General features: G+C 62.3%; 12 protein-coding genes. 7 read left to right on the forward strand and 5 right to left on the reverse strand.

Annotation, left to right across the window (positions count from 1 at the left end; translation table 11 throughout):
* Window positions 1-105: 105 nt before the first annotated feature.
* From AB4Z20_RS00515 to AB4Z20_RS00545, 7 genes are all read left to right on the forward strand, one after another.
* Window positions 106-1,764, forward strand: coding sequence for a Na/Pi cotransporter family protein (locus AB4Z20_RS00515; RefSeq protein ID WP_442089123.1), 1,659 nt, complete (start codon window positions 106-108; stop codon window positions 1,762-1,764).
* Window positions 1,765-1,950: 186 nt separating this feature from the next.
* Complete coding sequence (locus tag AB4Z20_RS00520; RefSeq protein ID WP_442089124.1) at window positions 1,951-3,333, forward strand: M16 family metallopeptidase; 1,383 nt, start codon at window positions 1,951-1,953, stop codon at window positions 3,331-3,333.
* 185 nt (window positions 3,334-3,518) lie between these two features.
* Window positions 3,519-4,544: a DUF5924 family protein gene (locus AB4Z20_RS00525; RefSeq protein ID WP_003196268.1), complete on the forward strand. Its 1,026-nt coding sequence runs from the start codon at window positions 3,519-3,521 to the stop codon at window positions 4,542-4,544.
* Between the two features lie 52 nt (window positions 4,545-4,596).
* Window positions 4,597-5,745 (forward strand): ABC transporter permease, encoded by a 1,149-nt coding sequence (locus AB4Z20_RS00530; protein WP_214511163.1) that lies wholly within the window; start codon window positions 4,597-4,599, stop codon window positions 5,743-5,745.
* Window positions 5,742-6,545 carry an ABC transporter ATP-binding protein gene (locus AB4Z20_RS00535; protein WP_442089125.1) on the forward strand — a complete coding sequence of 268 codons (804 nt, stop codon included), beginning with the start codon at window positions 5,742-5,744 and terminating at the stop codon, window positions 6,543-6,545. Before AB4Z20_RS00530 ends, AB4Z20_RS00535 begins: the two co-directional genes overlap by 4 nt.
* 1 nt (window position 6,546) lies before the next feature.
* Window positions 6,547-7,485 carry an MlaD family protein gene (locus AB4Z20_RS00540; RefSeq protein ID WP_214511162.1) on the forward strand — a complete coding sequence of 313 codons (939 nt, stop codon included), beginning with the start codon at window positions 6,547-6,549 and terminating at the stop codon, window positions 7,483-7,485.
* The gene (locus tag AB4Z20_RS00545; protein WP_442089126.1) at window positions 7,482-8,117 is read left to right on the forward strand and encodes an ABC-type transport auxiliary lipoprotein family protein; all 636 of its coding nucleotides are present in this window, start codon (window positions 7,482-7,484) and stop codon (window positions 8,115-8,117) included. Before AB4Z20_RS00540 ends, AB4Z20_RS00545 begins: the two co-directional genes overlap by 4 nt.
* A 20-nt stretch (window positions 8,118-8,137) precedes the next feature.
* Here the strand turns inward: AB4Z20_RS00545 and AB4Z20_RS00550 are convergent, their stop codons facing one another.
* The 5 genes from AB4Z20_RS00550 to AB4Z20_RS00570 all read right to left on the reverse strand — a co-directional run bounded on the left by AB4Z20_RS00550 (window position 8,138) and on the right by AB4Z20_RS00570 (window position 12,747).
* Window positions 8,138-9,367 carry a nucleoside recognition domain-containing protein gene (locus tag AB4Z20_RS00550; protein ID WP_253470621.1) on the reverse strand — a complete coding sequence of 410 codons (1,230 nt, stop codon included), beginning with the start codon at window positions 9,365-9,367 and terminating at the stop codon, window positions 8,138-8,140.
* Window positions 9,368-9,680: 313 nt separating this feature from the next.
* Window positions 9,681-11,012: a glutamate/aspartate:proton symporter GltP gene (gene gltP, locus AB4Z20_RS00555; protein ID WP_442089127.1), complete on the reverse strand. Its 1,332-nt coding sequence runs from the start codon at window positions 11,010-11,012 to the stop codon at window positions 9,681-9,683.
* A gap of 702 nt (window positions 11,013-11,714) precedes the next feature.
* The gene (locus tag AB4Z20_RS00560; RefSeq protein ID WP_258690107.1) at window positions 11,715-12,179 is read right to left on the reverse strand and encodes an inhibitor of vertebrate lysozyme family protein; all 465 of its coding nucleotides are present in this window, start codon (window positions 12,177-12,179) and stop codon (window positions 11,715-11,717) included.
* Between the two features lie 2 nt (window positions 12,180-12,181).
* The gene (locus AB4Z20_RS00565) at window positions 12,182-12,346 is read right to left on the reverse strand and encodes a DUF1328 domain-containing protein (protein WP_003177151.1); all 165 of its coding nucleotides are present in this window, start codon (window positions 12,344-12,346) and stop codon (window positions 12,182-12,184) included.
* Window positions 12,347-12,426: 80 nt separating this feature from the next.
* On the reverse strand, window positions 12,427-12,747 hold the full coding sequence (locus tag AB4Z20_RS00570; RefSeq protein WP_258690106.1) for a hypothetical protein: 321 nt from the start codon (window positions 12,745-12,747) through the stop codon (window positions 12,427-12,429).
* Between the last annotated feature and the right edge of the window lie 170 nt (window positions 12,748-12,917).

Below are 12,917 nucleotides of genomic sequence, written 5' to 3' on the forward strand. Positions count from 1 at the left end.
TGCAATGCTGGCGCCCGAACCGTTCGCCAACTACAGCTTAAGTACAAGAAAGAAGAATGTGGCATCGCCAATTTGTCCCTTTGGGACGCTAACAGGGGGCTCCTCATGCTGACCCTGCTGAATTTGCTCTCCGCCGTCGCCCTGCTGATCTGGGGCACGCATATCGTGCGTACCGGGATCTTGCGGGTCTATGGCTCGAACCTGCGCCATGTCATCGGCCAGAACATGTCCCGGCGCTGGCTGGCGTTTGTCGCCGGCATCATGGTCACGGCCATGGTCCAGAGCAGCAACGCCACGGCCATGCTCGTCACCTCGTTCGTCGGCCAGGGCCTGATGGCGCTGACCCCGGCCCTGGCGACCATGCTCGGCGCCGACGTCGGCACCGCGCTGATGGCACGGGTGCTGACCCTCGACCTGTCGTGGCTGTCGCCGCTGCTGATTTTCCTCGGGGTGATTTTTTTCCTCTCGCGCAAACAGACCCGCGTCGGGCAAATGGGTCGGGTCGGCATCGGCCTGGGCCTGATCATCCTGGCCCTGCAATTGATCGTCGAAGCCGCGGCGCCCATCACCCACGCCCAGGGCGTGAAAGTGATCTTCGCCTCGCTGACCGGCGACATCCTGCTCGATGCCTTGGTCGGCGCGTTGTTCGCGATGATCTCCTATTCCAGCCTGGCCGCCGTGCTGTTGACCGCGACGCTGGCCGGCGCCGCGGTAATCAGCCTGCCGGTGGCCATCGGCCTGGTGATCGGCGCCAACATCGGCAGCGGCATACTGGCGTTCCTCAGCACCAGCATGCAGAACACCGCCGGGCGCCAGGTGGCACTGGGCAGCCTGCTGTACAAGCTGATCGGGCTGTTGTTGATCATTCCAGTGCTCGACCCGCTGGTGGGCTGGCTCGACAGCCTGGATTTCAGCCCCCAGGAAACGGTGATTGGGTTCCATCTGCTCTACAACACCGTGCGTTGCCTGGTGCTGCTGCCCAGCGTCGCCCCCATGGCGCGGCTCTGTGCCTGGTTGCTACCGGAACGTCCAGACACCAACGGCACGGCCAAGCCGCGACATCTGGACCCTACCGCCCTCGTCACCCCAAGCCTGGCGCTGGCGAACGCGGCCCGGGAAACCTTGCGCATCGGCGATCTGATCGAAAGCATGCTCGAAGCCATGCTGGACGTGCTGCGGGGTACTCAGACGGCGGTGACCCAGGACGTGCGGCGCATGAGTGACGACGTCGAAGCGTTGTGCAGCGCAATCAAGTTGTACATGGCGCAAATGCCCCGCGAGGACCTCAGCGAACAGGACAGCCGCCGCTGGGCGGAAATCATCGAGCTGGCGATCAACCTGAAACTGGCCAGCGACCTGATCGAGCGCATGTTGCGCAAGGTCCAGCAGCAGAAGACCTCGCAACGTCGCTCCTTTTCCGAGGTGGGCCTGGAGGAACTGGCGGGGCTGCACAGCCACCTGATCGCCAACCTGCGGCTGGGGCTGTCGGTATTTCTCAGTGCCGACCGGGAAAGCGCCCGTCAGTTGCTGCGTGAGAAACGTCGCTTTCGGGCGCAGGAACGGCGCATGGCCCATGCCCATGTCAGCCGCCTGCAGCGCAAGGTCGTGCAAAGCCTGGAGACCAGTTCCCTGCACCTGGAGCTGATCGCCGACATGAGACGCCTCAATTCGCTGTTTTGCGGCAGTGCCTATGTGGTCCTGGAGACCGCCGAGATCGGCGCACTGGTGGCGGATGAAATTAGCGACATTACCCATTCGCCGTGAACGACTGGCGCATTGGTCAGTCAGTAACAATGGCTCGGGCCTGAAACCGTTCGCTGGCCCGCCTGCTCCCGTTGTCATGAACACCGCATAGATTCGATAGGGGGAGCGAGCCAACTCCGGGCGACGATCCGCCAATGACGGCCTGCCCGGCACCATGGACCTCCACTCAGCCGCCAGGAAGCCCTTATGCGTTGTCTGTTGTTCGCCTTTCTTTTGCTCGGTTCACTGCCCGTGTTCGCCCTGGACCGGTTCCAGGTCGAAGGCTATACGTTGCCCAACGGCATGCAACTGATGCTCAAACCGGGCAGCGAGCGCGGGCATGTGGCGATCCGCTTGGTGGTCGGCGTGGGCCTGGACGACTTCAGTTGCGCCGACAAGGAACTGCCGCATCTGCTCGAACACCTGCTGTTCAGCGGCGTCGATGAGGGCGGTGAAGGCGGCCTGGAAGAGCGCATGCAGGCCTTGGGTGGCGAGTGGAATGCCTTCACGAGCAACGCCGACACCACGTTCGTCATAGAGGCGCCAGCGCGCAATCAACGCAAGATCCTGGACCTGCTGCTGGCGCTGTTGACCCGCACCCGTATCGATGAAAAAGCCCTGGAGGCGGCCAAGCGGGTGGTGGAACGCGAGGACGGTGGCCACTACACCCACCTGCAACGCTGGCTCGATCACCAGGACCTGGGCCACAAGGCCAGCAACCAGTTGGCGGTTGAACTGGGCCTGCGCTGCGCGGAACGGGCCGAGGTCGAGCGCCATACCCTCGCCCGCCTCGAACAAGTGCGCAAGGACTGGTATGCACCGAACAACATGACCCTGATCGTGGTCGGCGACCTCGACCGACTGCTGCCGGCCTACCTGGAGCGCGCCTTTGGCGAACTCGAGCCGGTGGAGCCCAGCCCACACGAGGCGCTGCCGCAGATTCGCTACAAAGCGGTCACCAAGCGCAACCTGATCCATGGCCTGGTCGGCAACAGCGCCAAGCTTCACTGGCTGTTCCCAGAGCCGGTGCTGGACGAGCAGCATGACGAAACCTTCGACCTGCTCAAGGATTACCTGGACTGGGCGCTCTACCGTCAATTGCGCCTGGCCCGTGGCTTGTCCTACGGACCGTGGACCGAGCGCGAGGTGTTCGGCGGCGTTGGCTTCTTCAGCCTGAACGCCGACCTGTCCCGCGAAGACTTGCCCGAAGCCGAACAGGCGCTGGAAGAACTGCGCAAGAGATTGCTCAAGGACGGCCTGGACCCCGCCGATTTCGTGCGGATCAAGCGCGCGGCCATTGCCCATCAGTCCTGGGCGGTTCAAGGCAACAGCGCACTGGCCGATTACTACTGGGGTGCCCTGGGCGATTATGAAGACGGCCGTTTCGCCAACCCGGCCCTGCGCCTGCAGGAGGTAAGCCTGGAACAGGCCAACGTGGCCCTGCGCGAACTGCTCAAGGACCCGGGTTACCTGCGCATCGAGAAACCGTTGCTCAGTGACGATGAGCTCGTCTGGGGGCTGAGCGGTCTGCTGGGGTTGCTGTTGCTCGCAATGGTGATGTGGCAGGTACGCCGCCGACGTAGGAGCTGACGAGTGCAACGAGGCTGCGATCTTTCCCCTGGCGCTTGAATCTCAAGTGAAAGATCAAGATCAAAAGATCGCAGCCTTCGGCAGCTCCTACAGGGCGGTGCCAAGCCACAACAATGCTCGTCACATCGATGTCCTGACGATACTCTGTCAGGGATATTTCCTACGACTTACTGTGAAACCACTGAATGCAAAACCTGACTCTCTACATCCAGCGCATCCTTGAACTGATGAAGCGCTATCCAGGGGTCATCGCGCTCGGTGGTTTCATTTCCGGGGTCGGCAGTTTCATGCTGGTCGACCGCCAGCAGGGCCTGGCGACCTGGATCGCCATCATGATGCTGGTGAGCTGGCTCTGGCTGATGGTCGAGAACAGCATGACCCGGCTGTTCGCGCGGATTTTCAAACGGGAAATCCCCCAGCCGCTGTTGCGCTACGCCACGCAGATGATTCACCAGGAAAGCCTGTTTTTCGTCCTGCCGTTTTTCTTCATTACCACCACCTGGAACAGCAGCCAGCTGATTTTCACCGGCCTGCTGACGATCGCGGCGCTGATTTCGATCACCGACCCGCTGTACTACAAATGGCTGGCGCCCCGGCGCTGGGCGTTCCTGGCGTTGCACACGCTGACGCTGTTCGCCGCCCTGCTCACTGCGCTGCCGGTGATCCTGCACCTGACCACCGACCAGAGCTTCAAGCTGGCGCTGGGCATTGCCATGCTGCTGTCGTTTCCCAGCCTGGCCTCGATCTTCCCGATCCGCACCGTACGCAACGCCCTGGCGATCCTGTGCATCACCCTGGGGATTGGCGCCGCCGGCTGGGTGCTGCGCTCCTGGGTGCCACCGGCCACGCTGTGGATGACCGAAGTGGCGATCAGCACCCAACTGGAAGATCGCACGCCGGGCGCCAGCCTCAAGGAAGTCAGCGCGGCCCAGATTCGTGGCAACGGCCTGTACGCCTACACCGCCATCAACGCGCCGCGAGGGCTTGATGAGCGGATTTATCACGTCTGGCAGTTCAACGGTAAAGAAGTCGACCGCATCGCCCTGGACATCCACGGCGGGCGCAAGGAAGGCTATCGCGCCTGGACCCACAAGCAGAACTTCCCGCAAGACCCGACGGGCAAATGGCAAGTGCGGGTGCTGACGGAAAATGGCCAGATGATCGGCGTGCTGCGTTTCAACGTGAGCGCTGACGCACCCGAGGCAAAATAACGGCGGTCGTGCTATTAGGTAGCGCTGTTCAAGTCGAACGAGCATGGAGCTTATGACCCCCGGATCCCACACCGGCACAGCCCGGCTGGACACGTCTCGCTCTCCGGCGCAGCTCTGGGTCGGCGGCGACTGGACGCTGGCCCATTACGCGCAGCTCAAGCGCTTGAGCGAATCCTTGCGCGGCCAATACGACGAGAACACCCTGATCGACCTCAACGGCCTCGGCGCCCTCGACACCGCCGGGGCTTCGTTGCTGGTGGAACTGCTGGGCTCCGAACGGCTGGGCAAGACCGCCGAGCACCCCGATTGCAGCTTGCCGGCCGCCGAGCGGGCGCTGTTGCAGACGGTCTATTGCTCGCTGACGGACTTCTGTGTGCCGGTGAAAGAGCCGCAGGTCAGCGTGCTGACACAACTGCTGACGCGTATTGGCCGCGCCGTGGAAAAAGTCTGGCAAGACACCCTGCAACTGCTGGGTTTTGTCGGCCTGATCCTGGAAACCCTGGCCCGCAACCTGTTTCGCCCCAGGCGTTGGCGCATGACGCCGATGGTCGTTCACATCGAACAGACCGGCCTGGACGCAGCCCCCATCGTCGCCCTGCTGACGTTTTTGGTGGGCGCGGTGGTGGCCTTTCTCGGCGCAACGGTGCTGGCCGATTTCGGCGCCAGCATCTTTACCGTGGACCTGGTGGCGTTCTCGTTCCTGCGTGAGTTCGGCGTGTTGCTGACGGCGATCCTCATGGCGGGCCGCACCGCCAGCGCGTTCACCGCGCAGATCGGCTCGATGAAGGCCAACGAAGAAATCGACGCGATCCGCACCCTGGGCCTCGATCCGGTCGAGTTGCTGGTGATCCCACGGGTGCTGGCGCTGTTGGTGGCGCTGCCGATGCTGACCTTCCTGGCCATGCTCTCGGGCATTATCGGCGGCGGTGTCGTGTGTGCCCTGTCGCTGGGTATTTCCCCGGCCATGTTCCTGACGCTGTTGCAGTCGGACATTGGTGTGCAGCATTTCCTGGTGGGGATGGTCAAGGCGCCGATCTTTGCCTTCCTGATCGCCGCCGTGGGCTGCCTGGAAGGTTTCAAGGTCAGTGGCAGCGCCGAATCGGTCGGGGCTCACACCACGTCCAGCGTGGTGCAGTCGATTTTCGTGGTGATTGTGCTCGATGCCGTGGCCGCGCTGTTTTTCATGGAGATGAACTGGTGAGCCAACCCTTGCGACCACCCACCGAGGCGGTGATTCAGGTGCGCGGCCTGTGCAATCGCTTTGGCCGCCAGAGCGTGCATGAAAACCTCGACCTGGACGTGTACAAGGGCGAGATCCTGGCCGTGGTCGGCGGTTCCGGCAGCGGCAAATCGGTGCTGCTGCGCAGCATCGTCGGCCTGAACCGGCCCAGCGAAGGTTCCGTACGGGTGTTCGGCGAGGACTTGCCGAGCCTGCCCCCGGAACAACGTTCGCGGGTGGAACGGCGCTTTGGCGTGTTGTTCCAGAAAGGCGCGCTGTTCTCGTCACTGACCGTGACAGAAAACGTCGCCCTGCCACTGATCGAACACGCCGGGCTCAGCCGGGCCGACGCCGAGCACCTGGCGGCGGTGAAGCTGGCCTTGGCCGGCCTGCCGTTATCGGCCGCCGACAAGTACCCCGCCTCGCTGTCCGGCGGCATGATCAAGCGTGCCGCCCTGGCCCGTGCGCTGGCCCTGGACCCGGACATCCTGTTTCTCGACGAACCCACCGCCGGCCTCGATCCCATCGGTGCGGCGGCGTTCGACCAGTTGATCCTGACACTGCGCGATGCCCTGGGCCTGAGCGTGTTCCTGGTCACCCACGACCTGGACACTCTCTACACCATCACCGACCGGGTGGCGGTGCTGGCGCAGAAAAAAGTACTGGTGGCCGATGTTATCGACAAGGTGTCGGAAACCGACGACACCTGGATTCACGAATACTTCCATGGCCCTCGCGGCCGCGCGGCGTTATCGGCCGCTACACAATCCAACGAGGTTTGACATGGAAACCCGAGCCCATCATGTGCTGATCGGCCTGTTCACCGTCATTGTGGTGGCTGGCGCCCTGCTGTTTGGCCTGTGGCTGGCCAAGTCCAACGTGGACAGCGAATTCAAGTATTACGAAGTGGTGTTCAACGAGGCGGTCAGCGGGTTGTCCCGGGGCAGCTCGGTGGAATACAGCGGGATCAAGGTCGGCGACGTCGTCAACCTGCGCCTGGACCCGAACGACCCTCGCCGGGTGCTGGCGCGGGTGCGCTTGAGCGGGGAAACCCCGGTCAAGCAAGACACCCAGGCCAAGCTGGCACTGACCGGCATCACCGGCACCTCGATTATCCAGCTCAGTGGCGGCACGCCCCAGAGCCCGGCACTGACCGGGCACGACGGGGAACCGCCGGTGATCATCGCTGCGCCCTCGCCTATTGCCCGCCTGCTCAACAACAGCGATGACTTGATGACCAGCATCAACCTGCTGCTGCACAACGCCAATGAGGTGTTTTCCTCGGACAACGTCCAAAGCCTGGGCAAGACCCTCGAGCATCTGGAACAAACCACCGGGGTCATTGCCGAGCAGCGCGGCGATATTCGCCAGGCCATGCAGCAACTGGCGTCCATCGGCAAACAGGCCAGCGCCACGCTGGAACAGACCACGGCGTTGATGCGCAACGCCAATGGCTTGCTCAACGACCAGGGCAAACAGGCGTTCGGCAACGCCGGCCAGGCCATGCAGTCCCTGGCTCGCAGCACCGCGACCCTCGACAAGCTGCTGGACGACAACCGCGACTCGTTGAATAACGGCATGCAGGGCCTCAATGCCCTGGCGCCAGCCGTGCGTGAACTGCGCGAGACCCTGAGCGCCCTGCGGGGCATCTCCCGACGCCTGGATGCCAACCCCAGCGGCTATTTGCTGGGCAATGACAAGGACAAGGAGTTCACGCCATGAAGCCGTCCAACCGGTTTATCCGCCCTCTTTTCCTGCTGGCAGGATTTGTCCTGGTGGGCGGTTGCTCGATTTTGCCCAAGGCCGAACCTTCGGATGTGTATCGCTTGCCCGCCACCCAGGCCCCGGCGTCTGCGGGCACGGCGGTGAGCTGGTCGCTGCGCCTGGCCAACCCCCAGGCCAGCGAAGTGCTCAACAGCCCGAAAATCGCGGTAATCCCCCAGGGCAATCTGTTCAGCAGCTACGCCGCCTCGCGCTGGAGCGACCCAGCCCCGGTGCTGTTGCGCAACCGCCTGCTCGATGGCTTCGCCCAGGATGGACGCGTCAGGTTGTTGAGCGTTGCCGACAGCAACCTGCAAGCGGACCTGGAGCTAGGCGGGCAACTGCAGGCGTTCCAGACCGAATACCAGGGCACTGCGGCCAGCGTGGTGATTCGCCTGGACGCGCTGCTGGTGCGCAGCTTCGACCAGCGCATCCTGGCCAGTCGCCGTTTTGAAGTGCGCCAGCCGCTGAGCGATGTGAAAGTGCCGGCGGTGGTGGACGGCTTCGGTCGGGCCGGTGACCGGCTGACGGCCGACGTGGTGGCCTGGGCAGTGGAGCAAGGCCAGCGTTTCGCAACGCCGACCCAACCCTAGGGTCCGCCGGGCGACTCAGGTCAACCGAAGAACCAGTAGCAAACGCCAATCGCCGCCACGACCCCGGCCAACTCCGCCAGCAGCGCGCACCCCACGGCATGGCGCGCCCGCTGGATGCCCACGGCGCCGAAATAGACCGCCAGCACGTAGAACGTGGTCTCGGTGCTGCCCTGGATGGTCGCCGCCACCAGGGCCGGGAAGCTGTCCACGCCGGAAGTCTTCATGGTCTCGATCAGCATCGCCCGGGCGGCGCTGCCGGAGAACGGCTTGACCATGGCGGTCGGCAGGGCATCGACGAAGCGCGTGTCCCAGCCGGCCCACTGCACCAGGTGCCGGATGCCGTCGAGGCCGAAATCCAGCGCCCCCGAAGCCCGCAGCACGCCGACGGCGCAGAGCATCGCTACCAGATATGGCAGCAACGTCTTGGCGACGTCGAAGCCCTCCTTGGCGCCTTCGATGAAGGCTTCGTACACCTTGACCTTGCGCAGGGCACCCACCACCAGGAACAGGATGATCAGGCCAAACAGCGTCAGGTTACCGAGGATCGACGACAGCCCCGCCAGCGCCGTGGCCGAGAGCGTTGCCAGCAGCGCCATGAAACCGCCCAGCACCAGCGCGCCTGGGATCAGATAAGCCAGCACCACCGGGTCCCACAACCGCAGGCGCTGCATGAACGCCACCGACAGCAGCCCCATCAGCGTCGAGGCGCTGGTGGCGAGCAGGATCGGCAGGAACACCAGGGTCGGGTCCGGCGCGCCTTGCTGGGCGCGGTACATGAAGATCGTCACCGGCAGCAGCGTCAGCGACGAGGCGTTGAGCACCAGGAACAGGATCTGCGCATTGCTGGCGATAGTCGGGCTGGGGTTGAGATCCTGCAGGGCGCGCATGGCCTTGAGGCCGATGGGGGTGGCGGCGTTGTCCAGTCCCAGGCCGTTGGCGGCGAAGTTGAGGGTGATCAGGCCGATCGCCGGGTGGCCGGCAGGCACTTCCGGCATCAAGCGCAAGAACAGCGGCCCGAGGGCCTTGGCCAGCCAGTCGACGATGCCGGCCTTTTCAGCGATGCGCAGGAAGCCCAGCCACAGGGTCAAGGTGCCGAACAGCAGGACCATCACCTCCACCGACAGCTTGGCCATGGCGAAAATACTTTCCACCATGGCCGCGAAGATCCCGGCGTTGCCGCCGACCAACCACTGCGCCAGCGCCGACACGGCAGCCACGATAAAGAAGCCAAGCCACAGGCCATTGAGCATCAGTCAAATCCCCCGGAAGATGCCGCGAATGATAGCGGGGCTGGCAGAAACGACAAACCCCGGATTTCTCCGGGGTTTGCTTGGCACTGCGCAGGGCCTACAAAAAGTCCTATGGCAGATCCTGTGGGAGCCGGCTTGTTCAGAATCTTTGCGACCGGCACAAATTCCTGTGGGAGCCGAGCTTGCTCGCGATGGCGTCGGATCAGTCAGCATTGATGTTGGCTGACACACCGCTATCGCGAGCAAGCTCGCTCCCACAATGACCGGGGTGGTTCAGGCTCTTTGCTGCTGGCCCAAACTCCCACAATGGATCTCAACGGCTGGAAGTTTCCCCCGCCGGTAGCGGCTCTTTGCTGCGCCAGTGCGGCAGGGAGTTCCAGTAGCGCTGGCCCTTGGCATCGTCGTACATGCCTTCCCAGCGGGAGATGACCAGTACGGCCAGGGCGTTGCCGATGACGTTCAGCGCGGTACGAGCCATGTCCATGATGCGGTCGGCGCCGGCGATGAAGGCCAGGCCTTCCAGCGGAATGCCCACGCTGCCCAAGGTTGCCAGCAACACCACGAACGACACGCCCGGCACACCGGCGATGCCTTTGGAGGTGACCATCAAGGTCAGCACCAGCAGCAATTGCTGGCTGATGGACAGGTCGATGCCGTACAGCTGGGCGATGAAAATCGCCGCGATGCTCTGGTACAGGGTCGAACCGTCGAGGTTGAACGAATAACCGGTGGGCACCACGAAGCTGCAGATGGCTTTCGGCGCGCCGTAGGCTTCCATCTTCTCGATCACGCGCGGCAGCACGGTTTCGGAACTGGCGGTGGAATAGGCCAGCACCAGCTCATCCTTGAAGATGCGCATCAGCTTGAGCACCGAGAAGCCGAACAGGCGGGCGATCAGGCCCATCACCACAAAGGCGAAGAAAGCGATGGCGACGTAAACCAGGATCACCAGTTTCGCCAGCGGCAGCAGCGACGCGAAACCGAAGTTGGCGACGGTCACCGCGATCAGGGCGAACACGCCGATCGGGGCGTATTGCATGATCATGTGGGTGACCTTGAACATGCTTTCCGACACGCCCTGGAACATCTTCACCAGCGGCTCGCGCAGGTCCGATTGCAGGCTGGACAGGCCCAGGCCGAACAAGACGGAGAAGAAAATGATCGGCAGCATCTCGCCACGGGCGACGGCGGCAAAGATGTTCGACGGGATCAGGTTGAGGATGGTCTCGATGAACGCGTGTTCATGCCGGACTTCCGCCGCCGTGGCCTGGTACTTGGAAATATCCACCGTACCCAGGGTACTCATGTCGATGCCGSYSCCCGGMTGGAAGARGTTGGCCAGCAGCAGRCCGACSACGATGGCGATGGTGGTGACGACTTCGAAGTAAAGGATGGTCTTGAGACCGATGCGCCCGAGCTTCTTGGCATCCCCAACCCCGGCAATGCCGACGATCAGCGAGGAAATCACGATCGGGATCACGATCATCTTGATCAGACGGATAAAGATATCGCCCGCCGGTTGCAGCACATTGCTGATCCACCAGGCCTTCTCGGCACTGAAATGGTTGAGCAGCGCGCCCAATGCAATCCCGAGCACCAGACCGATGAGGATCTGCCAGGCGAGGCTTAGTCGTGCCTTCTTCATATCGTTACCCTTACTTCAGTTGGACTCGGGCAGTGGCGCGAACAGATCGTCGATGACGAAAAACATTCGCGCCCCTGCCCCCGTATAAGGTCACCCCGAGCGCGTTAGCGGCTTACTGGCAGGCGAAAAAAGGCGCAACTATTGCGATGCAAGGGGGGCTCGTCTAATGCCGTAAACGCCTACCCTATGCCGAATCGGCATGAGATTTTTCAAACGAAACCCGCCTTCCAAGCGGCTCGAATACGACATTTATGCAGGCATAAGTGCCGTGAACCGGCCATTTCAGCGTAGCTGGGCTTTCTCTCGCAAGTGTGGGGAACCGATGAAACGGCAGCGAATCAAGACGCGGCCCATGGGAGAAATTGCCTCGGCATTCTCCGATATACGGTCAGCAAGTGGGGGATAAATCGGCGGGAGGAGACAAAATGCCGCATCGCGGAGCGAATGGCCGCGGCCAATCCACCAACCGCTCTGGCCCAAGCATTGTGCGTCACGAAGCTCTACGCAAGTTCGCCAAGCCGTGATGGCTTTGCGAACTTGCGTCGCAGCTTTTACCTGACCCGGCCCTTTCGCAGGCACCCCTTGTGCCCGTAGGTCACTCCGACGCTCATCCGTCAGAACGTCCCAGCCCCCTGGTCATGCACCGGCCCTCCTCGGGCTGTGCAGCAGAGAAAAGCAGGGCTGCTTTTCCCATTTTCAGAATCAGTACCAGTTCGGATCTTTCTTGAGTTGTTCCATTAACAGTTTCTGCATACCTTCATCGGGCTTGCCGAGGAATCGGTAGTCGGCATGCCGCGTCGGGGACTTGTCGGCCGGCAGCCCCGCAGGGACTTCCACCAACATGGCATAGGCTTCGTCCTTGTCGAAACTGAAGGCAACGATCAGGCGCTTGCTGCGACACGTTGCCTGGGTTTCACACAGCGGTCCCACCAAATACTTGTCGCCATCTTCCTCGACAGCATTCATCTGGTCCGAATCGCCCGACAGGTTCATCACCCATTCGGGCAGACGTTCTTCTTTTTTCACGACGTGCTGCCAGGTCTGGCGGTATTGCGGGTCGGACTCCAGCAACTGGTTGACGCGCATCTGCCCGTCATTGGCAGCCATTGCCATGGCACTGCCGCCCAGCAACAGGGCGGCGGCCAGTCCTTTGAATGAAACGCTCATGGTCAGCCTCGGCCACGACGGCCAAAGAAGAAGGAAGCGATGAACATCACCAGGAACACAACAAAGAGAATCTTGGCGATGCCCGTGGCGGTGCCTGCGATACCACCGAAGCCCAGTACGGCGGCGATGATGGCAATGATCAGGAAGGTAATTGCCCAGCTCAACATGGTGATTCTCCTTACGCTTTTCTATTTAGTGAAGGTCTTGCGGTGATGGTTCCGGCGCAATGGACGACCGGTTCATCGGGTTAAAACACCCAGCGCTCTTCACGCGGCATGGCGCTCAATGGCTGGGTCTGGTCGACATCCATCATGCGCATTGGAGCGGACGCTTCTTCAAGGCTGCTGACGGCGCTGAAATGGGTTTGTGGGGCACGGTGAATCGACACCTGTGGCGCTTCGGGCTGCTGGCTTTCCTGCCAGAACAACCATTGCTGGCCCGTTACGAGGGTGACCAGCAGCGCCAAGGCAGCCCATGCGCCCTGCTGGACGTGCAGGGACGAGAGGCGCAATTGGGCGGCACTTTTAAAGTGGGTGGGGCCGAACTGAGCGACACTTTGACGATTCATCCTGGAATTCCTCCCCACCCGAGGTGCGGTGATCTGGTTGAGGCGCACTAACGCCACGTTGATCAGAGCATTGCAGTCGCCGTGCCAGGATTTTTTGCTGGGTAAACACCTTTAAAATCAATAAGTTAATAAATAAATGCAACGTACCGGGAGCGCATCCTGCACGATGG

It is taken from the genome of Pseudomonas sp. KB_12 (assembly GCF_052114545.1).
In the GTDB taxonomy this organism is placed as follows: domain Bacteria; phylum Pseudomonadota; class Gammaproteobacteria; order Pseudomonadales; family Pseudomonadaceae; genus Aquipseudomonas; species Aquipseudomonas brassicacearum.

Excerpts from the sequence above, each read along its gene's own strand:
- AB4Z20_RS00540 (WP_214511162.1), top strand. The coding sequence starts at position 6,547 with ATGGAAACCCGAGCCCATCATGTGCTGATCGGCCTGTTCACCGTCATT.
- AB4Z20_RS00565 (WP_003177151.1), bottom strand. The coding sequence starts at position 12,346 with ATGTTGAGCTGGGCAATTACCTTCCTGATCATTGCCATCATCGCCGCC.
- AB4Z20_RS00570 (WP_258690106.1), bottom strand. The coding sequence starts at position 12,747 with ATGAATCGTCAAAGTGTCGCTCAGTTCGGCCCCACCCACTTTAAAAGT.
- AB4Z20_RS00560 (WP_258690107.1), bottom strand. The coding sequence starts at position 12,179 with ATGAGCGTTTCATTCAAAGGACTGGCCGCCGCCCTGTTGCTGGGCGGC.
- AB4Z20_RS00530 (WP_214511163.1), top strand. The coding sequence starts at position 4,597 with ATGACCCCCGGATCCCACACCGGCACAGCCCGGCTGGACACGTCTCGC.
- AB4Z20_RS00550 (WP_253470621.1), bottom strand. The coding sequence starts at position 9,367 with ATGCTCAATGGCCTGTGGCTTGGCTTCTTTATCGTGGCTGCCGTGTCG.
- AB4Z20_RS00525 (WP_003196268.1), top strand. The coding sequence starts at position 3,519 with ATGCAAAACCTGACTCTCTACATCCAGCGCATCCTTGAACTGATGAAG.
- AB4Z20_RS00515 (WP_442089123.1), top strand. The coding sequence starts at position 106 with ATGCTGACCCTGCTGAATTTGCTCTCCGCCGTCGCCCTGCTGATCTGG.
- AB4Z20_RS00520 (WP_442089124.1), top strand. The coding sequence starts at position 1,951 with ATGCGTTGTCTGTTGTTCGCCTTTCTTTTGCTCGGTTCACTGCCCGTG.
- AB4Z20_RS00545 (WP_442089126.1), top strand. The coding sequence starts at position 7,482 with ATGAAGCCGTCCAACCGGTTTATCCGCCCTCTTTTCCTGCTGGCAGGA.